A 21,050-nucleotide genomic window follows, 5' to 3' on the forward strand; every position below is an offset into this window, starting at 1 on the left:
TGACCTTGCCCTCGTTTGGTGTAGCTCTTAGCCCGACGATTACGCGGCCTTTTTGCGCTGTGCCTCGTACCAGCGTTGCTCGAACTGCATCGGGCTGAGGTAGCCCAGCGAGGAATGAAGCCGGCGGTGATTGTAGAAAGCCATCCAGTCCATCACAGCCTGTTTGGCCTGCTCTCGCGTGGCGAACTTGTGCCCATGCACGCTGGCCGTTTTCAGGCGGCCCCAGAAGCTCTCGGTCGGCGCGTTGTCCCAGCAGTTGCCCTTCCTGCTCATCGAGGAACGCATCTTCCAGTCTTTCAAAGCATCCTGGAATTCGCCGCTGCAATACTGGCTGCCCCTGTCGCTGTGGAATATCAGACCAGTCGGCGGGCGCCGCCGCCACCACGCCATGGCCAGCGCGTCCTTGACCAGGCCCGCCTGCATGTGCGGCTGCAGGCTCCAGCCCACCACCTGACGGCTGAACAGGTCGATGACCGCAGCCAGGTACAGCCAGCCCTCGTCGGTGGCGATGTAGGTGATGTCTCCACTCCACAGCTGGTTGGGTGCCTCGGGGGTAAAGCGCCGCTGCACCAGGTCTGGTGCCACCGGCAGACTGTGGCGGCTGTCGGTGGTGACCACAAACTTGCGCTTGGTTCTGGCACGGATACCGTGCTGCTGCATCAACTTGCGCACCCTGTCCTTGCCCACCCGGATGCCCCTGGCCAGCAGTTCCTTGTGCATCCGAGGCCAGCCGTATTCCCCCTTGACCTCGGCGTGGATGGCGCGGATGTGTGCCAGCAGTGCTTCGTCGCTGTGGCGCCCGCCGGGCCTGCCAGCGATGTCCTGTGGGCGGCGCAGCCAGTTGAAGTAGCCGCTGGCGCTGACCTCCAGCACGCCGCAGGAGACGCTCACCGGGTACTGCTGCCTCATTTGGTGAATCCAGGCGTACCTCGCAGCGTGTCCTGCGCGAAGTACGCCGCGGCTTTTTTTGCGATGTCGCGCTCCATCCTCAGGCGCGCAACTTCCGCTCGCAAACGCGCTATCTCCATCTGCTCGGGCGAGACCCCCACGGCCTTGTTATCGCCCCCAGCGCCGCTCAACGCGCCTTTGGCTGCCTGGCGAACCCAATTGCCCAGACTGGCCTTGGGGATCCCCAACACCTTGGCCACCACAGCAATGGCCTGACCGGCGCTCACCTGACGGACCGCCTCCAACTTGAACTCCTGCGTGTACTGCGCACGCACCTGCTTTGCTGCTGTCATTCCTTGACTCCTTGTCGGTATTTTCAACAAGGACTAAGAACTCCACTTTTCAGGGGCAAGGTCAACACCTACACGCCCGGTGGCGTGCGAACCAAGCAAACTCTGAGGAGCCTGTTGCGCCACTGTGGCTACGGCGTGCCGAGCCTGGAGCGGGCCATGTACAGCGCGAGCAACTCACTGACGATGGTCGTGCAGGATCAGTTTCAGCCGTACTACAAGACCAAAGATGGGGTGAAGACCCGGGAAATGCATCTTCATGACCTTCCATGGCCGACCGACATGTTGATGGCACTGGGCAATGAGCCCGTCACGTTGCGTGTAACGCTGTCGTACTTCATCGAGCCCAACCCGGGCGAGCGCGGAGGTATCGATAAGTATGCCTACCAGTCTCACGCGTTGCGCTTCGCGGTACGCCGGCCTCTCGAAAACGAGGCTGCATTCCGACAGCGCATCAACGCTCAGGCCGCAGCAGACGAACAGGGCTTACCAGGCGCCGCAGCCGGTGGGGATGCAGGCTGGACCATTGGTGAAAAGCTGCGTGCACGCGGGTCTTTATTGTCTGACAGCTGGACGGGAACTGCGGTCGATTTGGCAAACCGCGGCCAGTTGGCGGTGTTTCCTGCGATGGGCTGGTGGCGAAACCGCACATCGCACCAGCGATTCAACCGCTTGGCACGATACAGCTTGCTAATTTCGATCGAAGCACCGACGGTCGAGCAGGATCTTTATGTGCAGGTCTCACAGCAAATCGAGGCAGCAGCCGTGCCCGTAGTGGTTCAAGTGCCAGGGGCGGCCAGCTAGTTCGTTCAGCCAATTGCTCTCCGTTTACTCCTGGCTAAAGTTAGGAGATCGCAACACATCGGAGCAATCTTTCACAGACCAACACGTCGTGAGAAGACCGTTGCGAGTGCCTGCTTCCAGCCGCATCGTCCCATCGCTGTTGTCTGCAGTCCCTGCACTGCAGAGCATCCAGCGTCAAAGTCATTTCAACGCTGGACTGAGACGCTTGAATGAGACCTCCGAAGGACAACACCTGGGATCGCTTCGCGCCCGTCGGCAAGTGCCCCGAATGGCTGCGGCGGTTTGGCCCCCTTAAGGATCTTCCCTCTACGCGAACGTGCGCTGGGGCGCACACGGGGATCCGTGCGAAGTGACTAAATATCCTCCAGGGTGACGAAGGAAGTTTCAAATCCTGCAGCGCGTGCCACCTTCATAACGCTTATACCCAGGCGCTCCGCATGGGCCAAGAGAGCTGGAGTGGAAGTACCAAGTTCATTTGCCAACGTGCAGAGCGGTCGCCATTGACTCAAGAAGTTCTCGACAGACCTCCGGCATATGCCGTTGATGTGCTTGGCAGAACGAACTACATGTCCAGCAGCCACTAGGGCGGTCACAACGTCAGCGTGTGTACCGACCAAACTACCCGCAGCCTTGGCCGAGATGAAGTGGCGAGCTGAATCAACGGCTTGTCGAATCCTGAAAGATTCAACGTCGGCGAGGTCAAACATTAACGAGCCCAGCGTACGACCCGACTTTGCACTGGGCACAATCCTCCCGTCCAAAACCTCACCCAAGAAAATACCTTTGGATCGAACTTCCCCAAGCTTTTTGAGTGCCAGAATTCGATCCAATGATATGAGCTCTTCACCTTCAGAGCTGGGGCCTTGGACTCCATTAGTTGGTTTTCTGGCAATCCCGATCAACCGTTCGGTAAGTGCCTTCAGATCATCTGGCCAGTAGCCCATACGACCATTTGCAATAGGGTTGCTTGAGTAGTGGCCAGAGCGCTTCAACTGCTGGAGTACGCTCACCGGCAACCCTGAGAGCTTCCCGGCCGCGCGAGCTTGGAGGCGCTCTTCGCTCCGTCTCGGAGTCTGATCCACAACCGAAGCATCTGCGACATAGCGGAAACTCTTGCCAGCTTGAACCGTCTTCGACTGGATAAAGCCTCGGGCAGTCCAATTACGAACGGTGATGGGACGGACGCCTAGGCGCGTCGCTAACGTGACTTCGGAGACGAAGCGTTGCTTGTCAGGTTCTGACCGAAGGAGCTTGTTGTCCACGACAGCCCCGCCCCACTCGTCTAGACCGAAACGGACGAACTCCTCGCGGATGAACTCGATTCCCTGTATCCGATCTCTTCTTTTGAAAAGTGCACCGAACAGCGTTTCGAATTTTTTCCGCAAGCCAATGGCCTGCACGTTCGAAGCAATCCCATCATTGGCCATTCGGCGCAGATAACGATGGAATCCGAGCGGCCATTCTGCAAACGCGTCAGATGCTGGCCATGTTCCACCACGTGATTGGCCCACTTCCTTGTTCATTTTTTCCAAAAGCGCAAGTACGCGGAGCAGCGATCCCAAGGGTACGCACAGTAGCTGCTCTGCGGGGAGGCCGCCGTCGGTCATGTTGAATTCCGAAACTGCATCGCCTCGAATCTTTTTGCGCAGAATTGCCATCAACGCAATCGTTGCTGGTGTCGCGGGCTCGGTCACTGCATCGGCCAGAGATGCGCCGCAGCTGCACGTCAAAAGGCCCGGCCTGAGCCATCGAAGCGGCGAGCTACAAGCGGGGCAGCAGTGGAGCAAATGTGTACCGTGCGCAGGACAAGCCACGAATGCAGTTGCGTCCCAGCAGACATCGGCGAATCCGCTCTCCTTGACACACGCAGGACAAATGGCAGGTCTCTTCAAACGAAGTGGTGCCAAATTGAGTCCTCTGCCGATCGGATGGCCGTTTAGCCTGTACTCAGAAAGACCATCGTGGGTGAGGCCGCTGTAGGCGTGAGGGGCCAGCAGGCTGGGGGCCTTGTTCAGAATCGAGGCCAGTTTTTGCACATCAAACCCGGCGGTCTGCATCTCGCCTTGCTCATAGCCGGCATGCCGAAAGACATGCCATGACGTGTCGTAGCCATTTGCTTCGGAGACTCGGAGCACGTAGCCAAATATGCCCTCATGTGGCATGGGATCTGGTGTTCTCAGCAGCAGCGTGCGTACCATCTAAGCGCCTCGTGCCGTGAGCACCTGGCTCAGTGCAACTGCATTTGTCCTTGACCTTACCCGCTTCCGATGATTCGGTTCGGTTTCCACCTCCCGCACACCGACGGCCAGCGCCATCGCAATCTTCTCCTGTGTCACGTCGAAACTGAACGCACGTGCAAAGGGCGAGTCGACAATTACAACGCCGGATTCAGCCCATATAGAAGTCTTGTGAGCCTGCTCAAATCCCTCAAGAGAAATTGAAGATATTCCCACATCCCAAGCATCCCAGACTGCCTGCCGAAGAAGTTTGGTGAGGTGACCCATTAGCCCCCCTGAGGCACACCAGAATCGAAAGGCCATTTCTGGACTGTTCAGTTTTGGCATCGTGAAGTTCTGCGAAATGGACTCGTTGAACGCTTCCAAGATCGACATGAAGTCTTCCCTGCTCGCTTCATCCAACCAATTGAACCGCCGCATGTAGATCGGCGCTAGAAACCGTCCAGAGAGCTGCTCATTCCGACAAAGCACAGGCAAACAGCTTTCCAACCCACTGACCACGAGCGTTACCTTTGTCTGGTCAACGAGGGTCTTGAGCCAATCGGCAGCATCGTAGAAGATTTTCTGCGTGCCTTTGTCGAAGAAATGCTGAAACTCATCGATCATGATCATCAATGTCCCGGACAACCTCAGTTGGTCTTCGAGACGCCCTGTTCGGTTGATCTCCGTACCTGACTCCCATTTCGGATCACCCAAAGACTTGAGCAACAGTCCAGCCACACCTTTCACAGTTGGCCGTGAAGGAGCGGTCACTCGAAGAATTGGAACCACAGCGCCTTCTGCTGTGCGACTACGCGGCATCAAAAGTTCGGTCTCCTCGAGGACACGGCTCTTCCCGGTGCGCGACTCGCCCACCAGGGCCAAGCAAATGGGTTCGGGTGACTTCAAGCTGTATGCCAAGCACTGTTTGATCCGCTGAATTGCGCTCTCGAAAGCGGTGTGCGGAACGAGCGTGGACTCTACGACGAAGCGGGCTTCTTCCATGTAACTACTCAATCAGGAACGTGGTTGTTGGAGTGGTGATTGCGTTGCCGAATCACCGGCGCAAACCGTCGCGATGGCGCATCTGGTTGCTGGAACGCCGGCGGTGTGGCTATCGCCACTACGGGCGGCGGCAGCTCGAGAGCTTTCGCAGGCGTGACTATCGTGGCGTGCTTTGTGGGAGGAGTGTCGGACTGGTGAATCTGATCGGCGCCATGCGCCGTCGCTCCCGCAGGGTGGACATCGGGGTTTCCCGGCACCACAAGAGTTGTTGCTGGGGATGCTTCGCCGCCATCGACATACCTCGCGAGACGTGCGCGAGTCTTGGCTTTCGCCTTTTTTTGCGCGAACTCGTCACGGATCATTTGCGCGATTTGCTCTTTGGCCTGCAGCCAGGCAGTGGAGTCATACCTTTTTGCCTGCTTGGCAGCGTAGCGCTTACAGAGTTTGTGCTGCCATGCAGTCATTCCCGCGGCATAAACTTGTGCCAATGCAGGCACCTTGAACATCCGCTTTTTGTCGGGCGACAGCACCACAATCTTGCCGATATCGCCATCGTCGACACATATCTCGACGTCCAGTTTTTCGCCGAGCTGCATGCGCAGGGTGGTCATGTCGGGCGAGTTGTAGAACAAGCCTTCGAATTCAATTCCCTTGTGAGTCAACCTGCGCTGCTCGCGGCGGCCTAGAATCGCGTCGAGTTTTTCAGGATCGTCGGGCAGCTGGATGTCTTCGGCATTGATGCTTGACCTCCACATGACGATCGGCGGCATTTTCAGGCTTCGGTGTACTCGCTCGTGATACACGTCCACGATCCACTTTCTGACGATGTGTTGCAACGTGCCCAAGCTCACCACCGCATGTTTGATAGGGTCATAGTCGTCTTTTTCAAAGATGTCTGAAAAGGTGGTCCCCGGGGCAATATGCGCAACCTCACGGTTCAGGGTCCCCTGAAATCGTTCGACCTTGCCCTTGAACCAGGGAGTCTTGCGTGGTGAATAGTGGATTTCAATGCCGAGTGAGTAGCAGCCCTCTTCAAGGCTCAGGCTGTGGAACTCGGCGCCGTTGTCCATTGACAGCTCCCGCATCACTCCGTGCGCGTCCCAGCTTCCGAGCACTTCGGGGTACAACGCGTTGAGATCGCTTTTGGGCATGAAGGCGTTCTTCAAGCACCTGGCAACAGTCAAAAAGTTCGGTGGCTCAAAGCCAATGTTGATGCCAAGGATGCAGCGGGTGTAGTCGTCAACGCATACCGTAAGGTACGGGCGACCCAGCGGCAACCTCGACTTGTCATCGATGACCATCAGGTCCATCAAGGTGTGGTCAATCTCTGCGCGTTGCAGCGGCACCTCAGTTGTACGATGCCCGAGTACAGATCTGAAGCGGCGCACTGCTACTTCGCGCCCTTCTCTCGCAACGCTGCGATCGAACGCAGGAACCTCGCTGATCATTCCCCCAACAAGGCGCAGTGTCGGGTGAGGTAGTTGCAAATCCACAGGCCGAAGCCTGTTTTCGCGATTGATCTCAACTTTCGCCTTGTCGAGGACGTCCTGGATCGACCTCTTCTCACGTGTCAGGTACACGGTGTCAATTGCCTGCTCAATGACTGCCAGTACTTCTCGCGGATACCGCCGGTTTCGGTTGCCACGCTTTGTGACCTTGGCAACCACGCCATGAATGTCCCGACCTGAATTGATGAGTTGCTTGCGCCAGCGGTAAACCGTTGTCCAATGCGGCGCTCTCTCGGGCTTGCCGAGCTTGGTCCAGACGGCCAAGGCCGCGGAACGGAGCGCTCCCTCGGTGGCGGGACCATCCATCGCTGCAATGGCATAAGCCCTGCGCACCTTGGCATCCTCCATTAAGGGGGCCGGCACACTGAAGATCGGTTTTCCAAACCTCCGTTCGCTTTGATCTTCTTCACCAGCTTCCGCATGATTGAATTCGAGCGCTCCCGCGACATACAGGGCGCGAAGCTCGGCGTCAGTCTTTTCCTGGATTCGCTTTGTCTTGGTTTCTTCTAGTTGCCACAGGTCATCGCTGACCTTTCGCAGCATCAGCATTTCCCTGCCGTTGATGCGCAAGGCGGTATTTTTTTGGAAAGCAGCTGTCCCCATTTCATTTTCTCCCAGGCATGACATGGAAAGCGAGCTTCGCGATCGCTCTCGGATGCCGGTTCATCTGGATTGAGACTTGGACCGGTGCGGTACGCGCCTGATGCGCTTGCTTGGCGAACACAGCTGATACGGTTGAAATCAGGCTTTCCCCACCATCAGGGTCACCACCGAAATGCCGCGGTGAGGTCAGAGAAAATGCACTCATTCGAAGACACCTCGGTGGCTAGAGCCCGCCCCGGTGATCCCGATCACGGTGCTCTGTTCAAGTGCTTTTCCCATGTCAAAGTAAAGCGCGCCTTCCAGAATGAGTCGACACGCATGGGCCTTGCTTTTGACACCAAGCGCACCAGCCAAGACGTCGCTCCAAGTTAGCTTTTGCGTGTGTTTCAGAATCAGGCGCAGGCGCTCGCGCTCAACGACGTGAATATCACCGCGCCCGGACCGCAGCATCGTCAGCGCGTTTTGCAATCGGGGAGACGCCGTCAGTTCTTCGGCGATCGCGACACGGTACTTGTAGCCGTGTGTGGGCAGCGCCTTGGTCATCAGTTCAGTACGACGGGAAACTTCGGGGCGGCTGGCATCAGCTTGAGTCTTGACTTCCCAGAGTTCCTTGACGCCGTTCACCTGTACTTCTATGTCCGGGTAGTGGTCGTGCTCAATGCCATCAAGGACAAAGCTCACCACCAACGGCTGCTCTTCGAACCGTGCGACCGCTGGGTTTGCATCGAGCAGCCTGAATGCATTCAGTTCGTGTGGAGACTCCCACTGGAGCATTCGCCCCATCTTCCAGCTTGGGTACTTGCCGGAACTGGAGGCCTTTGATCTTGAAATGACTTTCCGCGAGCGGATCTTGCCGTCTTTGGGGTAGCGGATGGCCAGGATGGCATCGGAAACATTGAGCCGTCGATTTTCTTTAGTTTGTATTGCTTTTGACATAACATTGGATTACTGCTGCTTCAGAGCAGGCCCAACCCCGGCCACAAATCGTCATCCCATGTGCGTAAATCAAGCGCGGTGCTGCCTCGCTTGGCTGATACAGACCCCGACTGGGTCACCATTCAACTGACCCACAGGCTTCCTTTGGCAGAGTGCACGCTGTGCGGCCTGAAATACCAATGGTGCGATCCATTTACGTCAGTGACGTCGGCCCGCTAGCTTTACGTTGGGAAGCCGATATGCATTGAGGTTGGCGTGGTTCATTCGTCTTCTTGCGGAAGCCCGAACGTTATCTGGCAGGCCGCTGCCGTACTAGGCTAAAAAAACGCACGTGTTTTCCATTCCAGTCTTTACCAATGCTGCTTTCTGCAAGTCAGACCAGACAGTCTTGCGCCTCGCAGAGCGTTCATCTGCCAAGCCTTGGTCCCAGCGCGACGCACGCCGTGCATGCGAGCGGCTTCAGACGGTTGCGTTCTTGAACGATGTCATGAAGGCAACCGGATCGCCCTCTCCCTACGCCCTTGAAGAGCTGTTGATGAAGGGACTCCCGGGTGTAGTTTTTCCTGCGGATCGTCCCAAACTGTGCGACCGCATGGCAAGTCTTGGCCAGCCTGCGGTGAGCAAACAGCTTGCGCCGTCAGGCAAAAAGGATCTGCGGACCGAGCGCTGGTTTGATCGTATGGTCGCCCTTGCTCCATCTTCTGGCCAGCTTCTTACCCTTCCTATATGGAGGCTGCTCGATCCGCGACCAATCGATCACGTCGAGTGGCATGACTTGGCACACATGCTGGGGACAATTCATCTTGAACAGCTAGGTGAGCCCTTGACTGCCATTCCACCTACAGCCGCTTGGATGATCACTATGCGAGCCAGTGCCATGGAGGACGAATGTGAGTATTTCGTCAACTATCTTGGCCATCAACCCGACCGGGCAGTCATGACCACGATGCTGCTACAGCTTCGCCGTTGGGAGGCTCTGGGCAATTTGATTGGCTACGATTTGTCATTGCAGCAGGCGCTTCGAGCTGCAAGTCACCCCACAGCTGCCCTCGATCTTGCGGTCTTGCAACCAAGAATTGAGGAGTACATCGTGCAATGCTTTGGCGCTGTGCGGGTTCCCCACCCCGAGCTAAACCTTGACACGCAAACTGAGCGTGTTGCAGCTGGTCGTAGCGCTTGGGAAAGGCGAGTGTTGGTCGGACGAGGCGTGGGTCAGCCGGGTTTCGATGCCGCTGTCTAGACGTTTTGCAAAAAAGCGACCCCTGAGATTCAACTGAATCTCAGGGGTCGATGGGAGCGGACAAACTTGCAGGTTTCACCGGTCAAACTTGCAGCTTATGTTGACAAACTTGCAGCTTATGGTGGCACCCACATGAGCGCCTTCGGAACGGCCGGACGGTGCTCATCCGCAGGTGCCGAGATGGCCGCAGGAGGTGCAGTAATCGCAGCCATCCTTTCGGATCATGGCGTGTGCACCGCACTCCGGGCACTTTTTGCCGGCCATCACGCCCGAGGGCATGCCGGTGAGTTCAGGCATGGCCGGCGCCGGGGCAGCCGCCACCACACCCAGCTGGGCGCGGCGCGCGATGATGTTCTGCAGCGCATAGGCGATGGCAGCGACTTCGGAGTCGTGCCACATCGGCACGTGCGTGCCATCGGCCTTCTGGTACGTGCCCAGGCGCACGGGGCCGCGGTCCCAGGCGACCTTGCGCATGTCGGACAACGCACGCCCCAGGAAGCCGCCGCGCGCGGCCAGCGAGAGCATGCGCATGGTGGAGGTGATCCACTGCTGCGATTCACCGCTCTGGCCAACGGGCATGAAGAACTCGATGGCGCGTTCCACCGTGCCATTGCCTTCGGCCGCGGGCACCGGCAGGAAGGAGACCACGATGTACAGCGTCTTGTGGCCTTCCTGCGTCCAGTACTCGATCTTGTCGGCCACGGCCGAGAGGGCACCCTTGGGGCGACTCTCGATCACGGTGCGCATCGGGTCCACGGGCGCTGCGGGCGCCGGGGCCGCATCGGCCTTGGCGTCGGTCGCGGCGCTGCCGGTGTCGAGCACCGAGCCGAGGATGCTGTTGGGCCGGTAGGTGGCCATGCCCTTGAGGTTGGCGCGCCAGGCCTTCTGGTACAGGCTCTTGAAGTCCTGGAAGGGGTAGTCGGCCGCGACGTTGACCGTCTTGGAAATGGCGGTGTCCACGAAGGGCTGCACCGCTTCCATCATGGCGATGTGTTCGCCCGCGCTCATGGCCAGCGCGTTGACGAAGTAGTCGGGCAGCTGGTCCACGTCACCCCCGAGTTCGCGGTACAGGCGCCAGGCGTGGTCTTCCACCGCGTACTCGCTGGTGCTGCCATCGGCCTCGCGCTTCTTGCGGCGGTACATCCAGGAGAACGGCGGTTCGATGCCGTTGGAGGCGTTGTCGGCAAAGGCCAGACTGACTGTGCCGGTGGGCGCGATCGAGAGCAGGTGGCTGTTGCGCAGGCCGTTTTTGCGGATGGCCTTCTTGATCGCCTCGGGCAGGCGGCTGGCGAAGGTGCCAGGGGCCAGGTAGCCCTCGGCGTCGAACTTGGGGAACACGCCCTTTTCCTTGCCCAGCTCGACCGAAGCGAGGTAGGCGGCGTTGCGCATGCGCTCGGCGATCTGGGCCGCCATGGCGCGGCCTTCTTCGCGGTCGTAGCGCACGCAGAGCATGGCCAGGGCATTGCCCATGCCGGTGAAGCCGACGCCGATGCGGCGCTTGGCGGCGCTTTCAGCGCGCTGCTGCTCCAGCGGCCAGAAGGTCACGTCGAGCACGTTGTCGAGCGCACGCACCTGCATCGCCACGGCCTGCTCGAACGATTCGAAATCGAACACCGGCACACCGCCAAAGCCAAACGGGTTCTTGACGAAACGCGTGAGGATGATGGGGCCGAGGTCGCAGCAGCCGTAGGGCGGCAAGGGCTGTTCGCCACAGGGGTTGGTCGCCGCGATGGTTTCGCAGTAGTGCAGGTTGTTGTCGGTGCCGATCTTGTCGAGGAACAGGATGCCGGGTTCGGCAAAGTCGTAGGCCGACTTCATGATGGTGTCCCACAGCTCGGTGGCGGCCAGCGTCTGGTAGACCCACAGGCCATCACCGCGCTGGTAGGCGCCCTTGTCGAGCAGCGTCTTGCCGGGGCGGGCCTTGTGCACCAGCTCCCAGGGCTGGTCGCTGCCCACGGCTTCCATGAAGGCATCGCTCACGCCGACCGAGACGTTGAAGTTGTTCCAGCGACCCGGCGTGCGCTTGGCGGTGATGAACTCCATCACATCCGGGTGGTCGATGCGCAGCACGCCCATCTGCGCACCGCGGCGTGCGCCCGCGCTCTCCACGGTGGAGCAGCTCTGGTCGAACACGTTGATGTAGCTGCAGGGGCCGGACGCCATGGAATGCGTGCCCTTGACCTCGGCGCCCTTGGGGCGGATGCGCGAGAAGTCATAACCCACACCGCCGCCGCGGCGCATGGTCTCGGCGGCTTCGCGCAGCGCTTCGTAGATGCCGGGGTAACCCTCGGCGTCCACGCCCTGGATGGCGTCGCCCACCGGCTGCACGAAGCAGTTGATCAGGGTGGCCTGGATGTCGGTGCCGGCGGCGCTCATGATGCGGCCCGCGCCGATGGCGCCGGCGTGCAGGTTGTCCAGGAAGCGCTGCTCCCATTCGGCGCGCTCGGCCTCTTTTTCCACCGAAGCCAGCGCCCGCGCCACGCGGCGGTAGAGGTCTTCGAGGCCGGTCTCGCCGGGTTTGAGGTATTTTTCGGCCAGCACGTCCTGGCTGATGGGTTGGGTGGCGGTCAGGTCCTGGGGACGCATGGTGTTGTCGCGTTTCATCTCGTTGTTTGATGGAGAAAGGGGAGTGGACGGCCAGGCTGCGGGGTGGTGGCAGGGTGGCTCAGGTCGGGCATGCCGTCGTGTGGGCGGTGAACGACCGGACGGGTGAAAACCACCCTGCATTTTGCCCTGAGCCGCGCCGGTTCAGCGACCACGCATCCGATGCCCGTCCCTTTTCCCGGCGAAATCGGCGGTGGCACCCGGGTGCCCCGGCCCGCCCGCGCCCGGCAACTGCCTCATGAACAGGCAATCCGCCCTCCATATGCCTCAATTCATCCATCAGAAAGAATTTGCCCGTCGTGTTCGACATAAGGCGGATAGGGCCCCGTGCCGCTGTGGGAGGCTAACGAGGCCGGCACAAAGGCACCTTGTTCGGCGTCAAAAACGTGGACTTCCCCCTCCTCGATCACGTAATGCCAGCCGTGCAGCGACAGCTGACCCGCCTCCGCGGCGCGGCGCACCATGGGGTAATCCATCAGCCGCTCCAGCTGCAGCACCACCGCGCGCTGCTCGGTGCGGCGCAGCGCTTCGGCGCTGGGCTGGACCGGCAGCAGGGCCTCGTCGGCCAGCTTGAGCCAGGCCTTGAGCGCCACCGCCTCCTCGGGCGCGCCTTCGTAGGCGGTGCGGATGGCACCGCAATGGCTGTGGCCGCAGACGATGATGCGTTCCACCTTCAGGCTCAGCACGGCGAACTCGATCGCGGCCATGGTGCCGTGAAGTCCGTGCGACTGGTCATAGGGCGGCACGAAGGCGCCCACGTTGCGCACCAGGAACAGCTCGCCCGGCGCCGCGCCCGTCAGCAGGTAGGGCACCAGGCGCGAATCGGAACAGCCGATGAACAGCGTCTTGGGGTGCTGCCCCTGCGCCACCAGATCCTGAAACCGCTGCTGGTGCAGCGGGAAATAGTCCGAGTGGAAATCGCGCAGGCGCAGCAGCAGGTCGTCAGGCATGGCGGGCCATCACTGCACCAAGGGTGAGTCGGCGCCTTCGAGCTCGATCCCTTCGACCTGCGCCTGCCCCACCAGCAACTGCATGTACTGGCGCAGCGCGGTGCTGCGCGACTGCAGCGCGAGCCGGCTGGCGATCTGGTCGCGCACCTGTTCGAACTCGGGCAACTGGCCTTTCTTGCGGCCCAGCACCTCGATGATGTGCAGGCCGAAACGCGTGTGCACCAGGCGCGGATGCACGCCCATGCCCCAGCGCGAATCGGTCTGGAAGAACAGCTCGTTCGCCAGCTCGGGGGCGCAGGCTTCCGGCGTCACCCAGCCCAGATCGCCACCCTGGGCGCCCGAGGGGCAGTTCGACAGCTCGGCGGCCAGTTGCGCGAAGCGCCCCGCGGGCACGTCCTTGCGCGACAGTTCCAGCAACGCGGTCTCGGCGCGCTGCGACAGCGCGTGCACGTTCACGCCCGGCGTCACCGCAAACAGGATGTGCCGCACATGCAGCGCCTGCCCGACGATCAGCCTGTTCTTCTGCGCCTCGTAGTGACGGCGGCATTCCTCTTCGGTGGGGTCGGGCGAGGTCACGGCCTGGTCGAGCATGGTCTCGATGACCTGGCGCTGCGCCTCGTCCGGCTGTTGCGCGACCAGCCCCCGGAAACGCGGCAGCAGGCCCTGTTTCACCGCTTCCTGCATCAGCAGCTCGGTGTAGGCGCGCTCGCGCAGGGTCTGGGCATCGAGCACTTCATCGGGTTCGTGCAGGGCGATGCCGTTGATGCTGGCCACCTGCGGTTGGGCCAGATCGGCGCAGGCGCAGCTGCTGCTGCCGCAACCCACAGTGGAAGAGGGGCTCATGGTGGTGTCCTGGTTCATGGTGGGCCGCTCAGCGTTGGCGCGTGGTGTCGGCGTTCAGGCCCAGCTTGCGGCTGCGCACCACCTGGTAGGGGCGGAACACATAGGCCAGCGTGCCGAAGCCGCTCCACACGTGCACCAGGCGCGAGAAGGGAAAGAGCAGGAAGATCGTCATGCCGAGCACCAGGTGCACCTTGTAGGGCCAGTCCAGCGCCACCAGGCCAGCCGCGTCGGGGCGGAAGGTGACGATGCGCTGCGCCCAGTCGGACAGCACCAGCATGACCGAGCCGTCGCTGTGCCCGTAAGAGAACGGCAGCGTGATCAGACCCAGCACCAGCTGCACCCAGAGGATGACCAGGATGAACAGGTCGGTGCGGTGGCTGGTGAGGCGGATGCGGTCGTCAAAAATGCGGCGGTGCAGCAGCATGGTCAGGCCGATGAAGCAGATCACACCAGCGATACCGCCGGCCACCACGGCCACCATCTGCTTGTCGCCCGGACTGATGAAGGGCTCGTAGATGAAGTGGGGCGTGAGCAGGCCCACGGTGTGACCACCGAACAAAAACAGGATGCCGATGTGAAACAGGTTGCTGCCCCAGCGCAGCTGGCGCTTGCGCAGCAGCTGCGACGAGTCGCTTTTCCAGGTGTACTGGTCGCGGTCGAAACGCGCCAGGCTGCCCATGAGGAACACCGACAGGCAGACGTAGGGGTAGACGTTGAAGAGGAAGTTGTGCAGCGTGTTCATGCCTGCGCTCCTTGGGAAGGTTGGGGTGACTTTCTGACGATCTGGATGGGCTGGGGCTGGTTGGGCTTGGCCTGGCCTTCGGTGGAGCAACCACCAAACACCTCGGGCTCGGCCCAGCTCTCGTCCATTTCCGGCTCGGGCGCCACGGCCACCGCTTCGGCCTTTTCGCCCGCCAGCTCCAGCACGGCGGCCAGCACGCTGGCGTAAGGGCTCTGGCGACCGGCCAGCGCACTGAAGATCACGCGCACGATGTGCGCGATCTCGCCCATGAACTCACGCGCCTGCGGCGGCGGCTGGGTGGACGCGAATTCCAGCACCACCGGCAGGTAATCGGGCAGCTCGTTCGGGCCCAGAAACAGGCCCGCTTTTTCGTAGGTCTGGATCAGGTCGATCATGGCCGGTCCGCGGTCGCGCGAATCGCCGTGCACATGTTCGAACAGGTGCAGCGCGGTGCGGCGGCCGCGGTCGAACAGCTCGACGTACTCGGACTCGATCTCCAGTGCCGGCTGGGTGCCCAGGTGCCTGAGCAGCGCGTCGAGTTCGGCCAGCCGCGCGGCCGGCAAAGCCGCCTCGGTGCGCAGCGCCTGCTGCAGCTCGGCGGTGTGCGCGCGGAACGCCGCGTCGGGGTAGCGCAGCAGGTGCGCCAGCACGCGCAGCGTGAGGCGGGCCTGCACAGGGGAGGAAGAAAACAGGCTCATCTCATGCTCCCAGCTTGATCGGGATGGTGCGCTTCTTTTCAGAACCGAACAGGCTGGTCTCGGTCTGGCCTTCGGAGCAACCGTTGCCGAAACTGAAGCCGCAGCCGCCCTTCACGTTGAAGGTGTTTTCGGCGTACTCGCGGTGCGTGGTCGGGATCACGAAACGGTCCTCGTAGTTCGCGATCGCCATGTAGCGGTACATCTCTTCCACCTCGCGGGCGGTCAGGCCCACCTGGTCGAGCACCTCCTGGTTGACCAGGCCGTCCACGTGTTTGGTGCGCTGGTAGGAGCGCATGGCCAGCATGCGTTCGAGCGCTCGCACCACCGGGCCGGTGTCACCGGCGGTCAGCAGGTTGGCCAGGTACTTGACCGGAATGCGCAGCTGCGACACGTCCGGGATCTCGCCGTTCTGGCTCAGCATGCCGGCGTTGGCCGAGGCGGTGATGGGCGAGAGCGGTGGCACGTACCAGACCATGGGCAGGGTGCGGTATTCGGGGTGCAGCGGCAGGGCCACCTTCCATTCCACCGCCATCTTGTAGACCGGACTCTGGCGGGCCGCGGCCATCCAGGCGTCGGGAATGCCGTCGATGCGCGCCTGCTCGATCACCTTGGGATCGTTCGGATCCAGGAACAGGTCGAGCTGGGCCTGGTACAGGTCGATCTCGTTGGGCGTGCTCGCGGCCTCGGCGATGCGGTCGGCGTCGTACAGCAGCACGCCGAGGTAACGGATGCGGCCGACACAGGTTTCCGAACACACCGTCGGCTGACCGGCTTCAATGCGCGGGTAGCAGAAGATGCATTTCTCGGCCTTGCCGCTCTTCCAGTTGTAGTAGATCTTCTTGTAGGGGCAGCCACTCACGCACATGCGCCAGCCGCGGCACTTGTCCTGGTCGATCAGCACGATGCCGTCTTCCTCGCGCTTGTAGATCGAGCCCGAGGGACACGAGGCCACGCAGGCCGGGTTCAGGCAGTGCTCGCACAGGCGCGGCAGGTACATCATGAAGGTGTTCTCGAACTGACCCATCATGTCTTTCTGGGCCTGCTCGAAACCGTCCAGGTTCGCGTCCTTGCTGCGCTTGCTGAACTCGCCGCCGAGGATCTCCTCCCAGTTCGGGCCCCACTCGATCTTCTCCATGCGCTTGCCGGTGATCAGCGAGCGCGGCCGGGCGGTGGGCGCGTGCTTCATCTCCGGCGCCGACTGCAGGTGGTCGTAGTCGAAGGTGAAGGGCTCGTAGTAGTCGTCAATCTGCGGCAGGTTGGGGTTGCTGAAGATCTTCATCAGCAGCGACCACTTGCCACCCTGCTTGGGCACGATGGAACCGTCGGCCTTGCGGACCCAGCCCCCGTTCCACTTGTCCTGGTTCTCCCATTCCTTGGGGTAACCGATGCCGGGCTTGGTCTCGACGTTGTTGAACCAGGCGTATTCCACCCCGGGGCGGCTGGTCCAGACGTTCTTGCAGGTGACCGAACAGGTGTGGCAGCCGATGCACTTGTCCAGGTTGAGCACCATGCCGATTTGAGCGCGTATTTTCATGTTTGACTCCGAATGAAGGGCCGTGGGCTCAGGGGTTCTCGCCTTGCGACTGGTAGGCGCGAACGAGGTGGTCGTCGGCCGGTGTGTCGAGCCAGTCGACCTTGTCCATCTTGCGCACCACCACGAACTCGTCACGGTTGGTGCCGATGGTCCCGTAGTAGTTGAAGCCGTAGCTGAGCTGCGCGTAGCCGCCGATCATGTGGGTGGGCTTGAGCACGATGCGGGTCACCGAGTTGTGGATGCCGCCGCGCACGCCGGTGATCTCCGACCCGGGGGTGTTGATGATCTTTTCCTGCGAGTGGTACATCATCACCATGCCGGGATTCACACGCTGGCTCACCACCGCACGGGCCGCCACGGCGCCGTTGATGTTGAACAGCTCGACCCAGTCGTTGTCTTCAATGCCGGCCGACTTCGCGTCGTCTTCGCTGAGCCAGACCACGGTGCCGCCGCGGTTCAGCGTGAGCATCATCAGGTTGTCGCTGTAGGTGGAGTGAATCCCCCACTTCTGGTGCGGCGTGATGAAGTTCAGCTGGATCTCTTTGTTGCCGTTGGGCTTGATGTTGTGGATGCCCTCGGTGGTCTTCAGGTCCACCGGCGGCCGGTAGCTGGCCAGGCCTTCACCGAAGGCGATCATCCAGGGGTGGTCCTGGTAGAACTGCTGGCGACCGGTGAGGGTGCGCCATGGGATGTATTCGTGCACGTTGGTGTAGCCGGCGTTGTAGCTCACCGTCTCGCTCTCGATACCGCTCCAGGTGGGCGAGCTGATGATCTTGCGCGGTTGCGCCTGGATGTCGCGGTAACGGATCTTCTCGTCTTCGCGGTAGATCGCCAGGTGGGTGTGGTCGCGCCCGGTCTGCTTGCCCAGCGCTTCCCAGGCCTTCACGGCCACGTGGCCATTGGTCTCAGGGGCGAGCTGCAGGATCACCTCGCAGGCGTCGATGTCGGTGACGATCTTCGGCATGCCCTGCGACACGCCTTCGTCCAGCGTCTTGCCGTTGAGCTGGCCGAGCTGTTCGACCTCGGTGCCGGTCTTCCAGCCGATGCCCTTGCCACCGTTGCCCAGCTTGTCGAGCAGCGGGCCCAGGGCCGTGAAGCGTTTAAAGGTGTTGGGGTAGTCGCGCTCGACCACGGCGACCTGCGGCGCGGTCTTGCCGGGGATCAGTTCGCAGTGGCCCTTCTTCCATTCCTTGACTTCAAAGGCCTGCGCCATTTCGCCGGGGGTGTCGTGCATGATGGGCGAGAGCACCACCTCTTTTTCCACGCCCAGGTGGCCGACGCAGACCTCGCTGAAGGTCTTGGCAAAACCCTTGTAGATCTCCCAGTCCGAACGCGCCTGCCACACCGGGTCCACGGCCGCCGACAGCGGGTGGATGAAGGGGTGCATGTCGCTGGTGTTGAGGTCGTTTTTCTCGTACCAGCTGGCCGTGGGCAGCACGATGTCGGAGTACAGGCAGGTCGTGCTCATGCGGAAGTCGAGCGTGACCAGCAGGTCCAGCTTGCCTTGCGGTGCGTTCGGGTGCCACTTCACTTCGGCCGGCTTGGCGTCGTCCTTGCCGAGGTCCTTGCCCTGCACGCCGTTCTCGGTGCCCAGCAGGTGCTTGCAGAAATACTCGTGGCCCTTGCCGCTGGAGCCCAGCAGGTTGGAGCGCCACACGAACATGTTGCGCGGCCAGTTCTGCGGTGCGTCCGGGTCTTCGCAGCTCATCTCCAGCGTGCCGTCCTTCAGGGCCTTGACCACGTAGTCCTTGGCGTCCAGGCCGGCGGCCTGCGCGTCCTTGACCACCTGCATCGGATTCGTCTTGAGCTGCGGTGCGCTGGGCAGCCAGCCCATGCGTTCGGCGCGCACGTTGAAGTCGATCATGCTGCCGCTGAAGGCGGCCTTGTCGGCGGCGCTCAGCGTGGGCGAGACGATCTCTTCCATGCCGAGCTTCTCGTAGCGCCACTGGTCGGTGTGGGCGTAGAAGAAGCTGGTGCTGTTCATCTGGCGCGGCGGGCGCACCCAGTCGGTGGCAAAGGCCAGCGGCACCCAGCCGGTCTGCGGACGCAGCTTTTCCTGGCCCACGTAGTGCGCCCAGCCGCCACCGCTCTGGCCGATGCAGCCGCACATCATCAGGAGGTTGATGACGCCGCGGTAGTTCATGTCGGCGTGGTACCAGTGGTTCATGGCCGCGCCGATGATCACCATGGATTTGCCATGGGTCTTGTCGGCGTTGTCGGCGAACTGGCGCGCCACGGTGATGACCTGGTCGCGCGGCACACCGGTGATGCTTTCCTGCCAGGCCGGCGTGTAGGCGGCGTCGTCGTTGAAGTCTTTGGCGCCACTGCCCAGACCGCGGTCGATGCCGTACTGCGCGACCTGCAGGTCGAACACGGTGGCGACCATGGCGTAACGTTCTTCACCGGCCTTGCCCAGGCGCAGGCGCACGGCGGGCACTTTGGCGTGGTTGATCTCGCCGCTCTGTGCGTTGGCGGTGAAGTGGGGCGTGGCGTTGCCACCGAAATAAGGGAAGCCCACGTCCACCACCTGGGTCTCCTGCTCGCCGTCTTCGATCACCGAGAGCTTGAGTTTCACCTCGCTGTTGCCGCGCGCCTCTTTGGATTCCAGGTTCCACTTGCCTTCGTCTTCGCGGCCGGGCTCACCCCAGCGGAAGCCGATCGAGCCGTTGGGCAGCACCGCCTTGCCGGCGGTGTCGAAGGCCACGGTTTTCCACTCGGGGTTGCTCTTCTGGCCCAGCTGGCCGTTGAAGTCGCTGGCGCGCAGGTAGCGGTCGGGCACCATGGTCACCGTGCCGTCGGGCAGGGTGTGTTCCTTCAGCATCACCAGCAGCGGCAGGTCGGTGTAGCGGCGGGCGTAGTCGTCGAAATAGCTGGAGCGCTGCTTGCCGCCATCGGGGAAGTAGAACTCTTTCAGCGCCACATGGCCCATGGCCATGGCGAGCGCCGCGTCGGTGCCCTGCTTGGGGTGCAGCCACAGGTCGGACAGCTTGGCGACCTCGGAATAGTCGGGCGTCACCGCCACCGTCTTCGCGCCTTTGTAGCGCACCTCGGTGAAGAAGTGGGCGTCGGGCGTGCGGGTCTGGGGCACGTTGGAACCCCAGGCGATGATGAAGCTGCTGTTGTACCAGTCGGCCGATTCGGGCACGTCGGTCTGTTCACCCCAGACCTGCGGGCTGGCCGGGGGCAGGTCGCAGTACCAGTCGTAGAAGCTCATGCAGGTACCGCCGATGAGCGACAGGTAGCGCGAACCGGCGGCGTAGCTCACCATGGACATGGCGGGGATCGGCGAGAAGCCGATGATGCGGTCGGCACCGTGCTGCTTGATGGTGTAGACGTTGGCCGCGGCGATGAGCTGGTTGACCTCGTCCCAGGTGCTGCGCACGAAGCCGCCCATGCCGCGCACCTGCTGGTAGTCGCGCCGGGCTTCGGGGTCTTGCTGGATCAGCGCCCAGGCATCCACCGGGCTCTTGCTGACCGTGAGCGCGGCGCGCCAGCGTTCCAGCAGGCGCCCGCGCACCATCGGATATTTCACGCGGTTGGCGGAATACAGGTACCAGCTGTACGAGGCCCCACGGGCGCAGCCGCGCGGTTCGTGGTTGGGCATGTCCCAGCGCGTGCGCGGGTAGTCGGTCTGCTGGGTTTCCCAGGTGACGATGCCGCCCTTGACGTAGATCTTCCACGAGCAGCTGCCGGTGCAGTTCACACCGTGCGTGCTGCGAACGATCTTGTCGTGCGCCCAGCGGTTGCGGTAGCCGTCTTCCCAGGTGCGGTCTTCGTTGGTGGTGAGACCGTGGTTGCCCGAAAAGGCCTCCTTGGGCAGGCTGAAGTGGGTCAATCGGTCCAGAAAGTGGCTCATGGGGCGCTCCGGTTGGTGGGTGTTGTTGGGGTCATTTGCAGCTTGCTGTTTGGTTTGTTGGGCAGGGCTTTTTGGACTGCTTTTGCATGCCTGCTTTTGTGGGGGCCGAGGGCAGCGGGGCACACGGTTCCGTCCGTGTCCCCCGCCCTTCGGGCTCCTCCTTTACCTCCCGGAACCGTGCACCCCACTGCCGTCGGCTGCCTGCGTGGTGGGAGCGCGGACTGAAGACCTTGGTGCGCCAATATCGTTGGCTGACTCAGGACGGTGTGGTGC

The 21,050-nt window shown here is 61.7% G+C and carries 15 protein-coding genes; 2 read left to right on the forward strand and 13 right to left on the reverse strand.

What is annotated here, in order from left to right; translation table 11 throughout:
* Positions 1-39 precede the first annotated feature (39 nt).
* Positions 40-1,241 (reverse strand): IS3 family transposase gene (locus tag AC0GNO_RS16380; RefSeq protein ID WP_472903721.1). Its coding sequence is split into 2 segments (ribosomal slippage): positions 40-971 and positions 971-1,241, totalling 1,203 coding nucleotides; the frame shifts between segments, so codons are not numbered across the junction.
* Positions 1,242-1,397: 156 nt separating this feature from the next.
* On the opposite strand from AC0GNO_RS16380, the gene AC0GNO_RS16385 reads away from it, so the two are divergent.
* Positions 1,398-2,042, forward strand: a complete 645-nt coding sequence (locus AC0GNO_RS16385) for a hypothetical protein (protein WP_472904711.1) — start codon at positions 1,398-1,400, stop codon at positions 2,040-2,042.
* A 353-nt stretch (positions 2,043-2,395) separates the two neighbouring features.
* Here the strand turns inward: AC0GNO_RS16385 and AC0GNO_RS16390 are convergent, their stop codons facing one another.
* The 5 genes from AC0GNO_RS16390 to AC0GNO_RS16410 are packed head-to-tail and all read right to left on the reverse strand — an operon-like array spanning position 2,396 to position 8,310.
* Positions 2,396-4,240: a TniQ family protein gene (locus tag AC0GNO_RS16390; RefSeq protein ID WP_472904712.1), complete on the reverse strand. Its 1,845-nt coding sequence runs from the start codon at positions 4,238-4,240 to the stop codon at positions 2,396-2,398.
* Positions 4,241-5,263: a TniB family NTP-binding protein gene (locus AC0GNO_RS16395; RefSeq protein ID WP_472904713.1), complete on the reverse strand. Its 1,023-nt coding sequence runs from the start codon at positions 5,261-5,263 to the stop codon at positions 4,241-4,243.
* Between the two features lie 8 nt (positions 5,264-5,271).
* On the reverse strand, positions 5,272-7,398 hold the full coding sequence (locus AC0GNO_RS16400) for a Mu transposase C-terminal domain-containing protein (RefSeq protein ID WP_472904714.1): 2,127 nt from the start codon (positions 7,396-7,398) through the stop codon (positions 5,272-5,274).
* The gene (locus AC0GNO_RS16405) at positions 7,376-7,579 is read right to left on the reverse strand and encodes a hypothetical protein (protein WP_472904715.1); all 204 of its coding nucleotides are present in this window, start codon (positions 7,577-7,579) and stop codon (positions 7,376-7,378) included. Before AC0GNO_RS16405 ends, AC0GNO_RS16400 begins: the two co-directional genes overlap by 23 nt.
* A complete protein-coding gene (locus AC0GNO_RS16410) occupies positions 7,576-8,310 on the reverse strand; it encodes a hypothetical protein (protein ID WP_472904716.1) in 735 nt (244 codons plus the stop codon). The genes AC0GNO_RS16405 and AC0GNO_RS16410 overlap by 4 nt, the downstream gene beginning before the upstream one ends.
* Positions 8,311-8,641: 331 nt before the next feature.
* On the opposite strand from AC0GNO_RS16410, the gene AC0GNO_RS16415 reads away from it, so the two are divergent.
* Positions 8,642-9,550: a hypothetical protein gene (locus AC0GNO_RS16415; RefSeq protein WP_472904717.1), complete on the forward strand. Its 909-nt coding sequence runs from the start codon at positions 8,642-8,644 to the stop codon at positions 9,548-9,550.
* Between the two features lie 162 nt (positions 9,551-9,712).
* Here the strand turns inward: AC0GNO_RS16415 and AC0GNO_RS16420 are convergent, their stop codons facing one another.
* The 7 genes from AC0GNO_RS16420 to AC0GNO_RS16450 form a co-directional block, all read right to left on the reverse strand.
* Positions 9,713-12,154: an adenosylcobalamin-dependent ribonucleoside-diphosphate reductase gene (locus AC0GNO_RS16420; protein ID WP_472904718.1), complete on the reverse strand. Its 2,442-nt coding sequence runs from the start codon at positions 12,152-12,154 to the stop codon at positions 9,713-9,715.
* A gap of 272 nt (positions 12,155-12,426) precedes the next feature.
* Positions 12,427-13,104 (reverse strand): carbonic anhydrase, encoded by a 678-nt coding sequence (locus AC0GNO_RS16425; RefSeq protein WP_472904719.1) that lies wholly within the window; start codon positions 13,102-13,104, stop codon positions 12,427-12,429.
* Positions 13,105-13,113: 9 nt separating this feature from the next.
* Entirely contained in the window at positions 13,114-13,947 is an 834-nt protein-coding gene (locus AC0GNO_RS16430) for a peptidylprolyl isomerase (protein WP_472904720.1), read from the reverse strand.
* Positions 13,948-13,975: 28 nt separating this feature from the next.
* On the reverse strand, positions 13,976-14,689 hold the full coding sequence (narI, locus tag AC0GNO_RS16435; RefSeq protein WP_472904721.1) for a respiratory nitrate reductase subunit gamma: 714 nt from the start codon (positions 14,687-14,689) through the stop codon (positions 13,976-13,978).
* A complete protein-coding gene (gene narJ / locus AC0GNO_RS16440; protein WP_472904722.1) occupies positions 14,686-15,387 on the reverse strand; it encodes a nitrate reductase molybdenum cofactor assembly chaperone in 702 nt (233 codons plus the stop codon). The genes narI and narJ overlap by 4 nt, the downstream gene beginning before the upstream one ends.
* 1 nt (position 15,388) lies before the next feature.
* A complete protein-coding gene (gene narH, locus AC0GNO_RS16445) occupies positions 15,389-16,921 on the reverse strand; it encodes a nitrate reductase subunit beta (protein ID WP_305723376.1) in 1,533 nt (510 codons plus the stop codon).
* Positions 16,922-16,949: 28 nt separating this feature from the next.
* A complete protein-coding gene (locus tag AC0GNO_RS16450) occupies positions 16,950-20,777 on the reverse strand; it encodes a nitrate reductase subunit alpha (protein WP_472904723.1) in 3,828 nt (1,275 codons plus the stop codon).
* Positions 20,778-21,050: the final 273 nt, after the last annotated feature.

Source organism: Hydrogenophaga sp. L310, from assembly GCF_055703065.1.

Coding starts and splice junctions, on each gene's coding strand:
- AC0GNO_RS16400 (WP_472904714.1), bottom strand. CDS start 7,398: ATGTCATGCCTGGGAGAAAATGAAATGGGGACAGCTGCTTTCCAAAAA.
- AC0GNO_RS16390 (WP_472904712.1), bottom strand. CDS start 4,240: ATGGTACGCACGCTGCTGCTGAGAACACCAGATCCCATGCCACATGAG.
- AC0GNO_RS16430 (WP_472904720.1), bottom strand. CDS start 13,947: ATGAGCCCCTCTTCCACTGTGGGTTGCGGCAGCAGCAGCTGCGCCTGC.
- AC0GNO_RS16420 (WP_472904718.1), bottom strand. CDS start 12,154: ATGAAACGCGACAACACCATGCGTCCCCAGGACCTGACCGCCACCCAA.
- narH (WP_305723376.1), bottom strand. CDS start 16,921: ATGAAAATACGCGCTCAAATCGGCATGGTGCTCAACCTGGACAAGTGC.
- AC0GNO_RS16450 (WP_472904723.1), bottom strand. CDS start 20,777: ATGAGCCACTTTCTGGACCGATTGACCCACTTCAGCCTGCCCAAGGAG.
- narJ (WP_472904722.1), bottom strand. CDS start 15,387: ATGAGCCTGTTTTCTTCCTCCCCTGTGCAGGCCCGCCTCACGCTGCGC.
- AC0GNO_RS16395 (WP_472904713.1), bottom strand. CDS start 5,263: ATGGAAGAAGCCCGCTTCGTCGTAGAGTCCACGCTCGTTCCGCACACC.
- AC0GNO_RS16410 (WP_472904716.1), bottom strand. CDS start 8,310: ATGTCAAAAGCAATACAAACTAAAGAAAATCGACGGCTCAATGTTTCC.
- narI (WP_472904721.1), bottom strand. CDS start 14,689: ATGAACACGCTGCACAACTTCCTCTTCAACGTCTACCCCTACGTCTGC.
- AC0GNO_RS16385 (WP_472904711.1), top strand. CDS start 1,398: ATGTACAGCGCGAGCAACTCACTGACGATGGTCGTGCAGGATCAGTTT.
- AC0GNO_RS16425 (WP_472904719.1), bottom strand. CDS start 13,104: ATGCCTGACGACCTGCTGCTGCGCCTGCGCGATTTCCACTCGGACTAT.
- AC0GNO_RS16405 (WP_472904715.1), bottom strand. CDS start 7,579: ATGAGTGCATTTTCTCTGACCTCACCGCGGCATTTCGGTGGTGACCCT.